Raw genomic sequence first — 451 nt, 5'->3', positions numbered from 1 at the left:
ACTTCCTCAAAAATACGTTTGCCAAGTGCATGCCGTTCCAGTAAGTGCCGAAATTTACACACCGTCGTTTCATCAGGAACAGGCTCGCTGCCCAGGTCTATGCCGACAAAACTGCGCATGGAAACTGATTCGTACAAGGCTTCTTCGACGGCTGGATCAGACAGGTTGAACCATTGCTGCAGGAAGTAGATTCGAAGCATACGCTCTACACCTACCGGCGGACGTCCGTTTCCAGCCTTCGGATAATGAGGCTCAACCAGCTCGCTCAGCATTGACCAAGGCACAACCTGATTCATCTCAGATAGAAATACCGCCCGCTTCGTCGTCTTGGCGTAACGTTCAAAGCTTCCTTGGGCAAATGTAGTCTGTCTCATGGCTTTAATGATTGACTGTGGATGATGCTTCTATTAACGTTTCTGAATCAGAATGCGTTTACTTAATCAGAGATTCC

General features: G+C 48.1%; 1 protein-coding gene. It reads right to left on the bottom strand.

What is annotated here, in order from left to right; all coding sequences use genetic code 11:
- On the bottom strand, positions 1-374 hold a 374-nt coding region (locus tag ACO0LF_RS31480; protein ID WP_423021346.1), incomplete at its 3' end, for a transposase.
- Between the last annotated feature and the right edge of the window lie 77 nt (positions 375-451).

This window comes from Undibacterium sp. Di27W (assembly GCF_049340345.1).
Lineage (GTDB): Bacteria > Pseudomonadota > Gammaproteobacteria > Burkholderiales > Burkholderiaceae_D > Undibacterium.
This window is presented reverse-complemented; position numbering and strand designations above follow the sequence as displayed.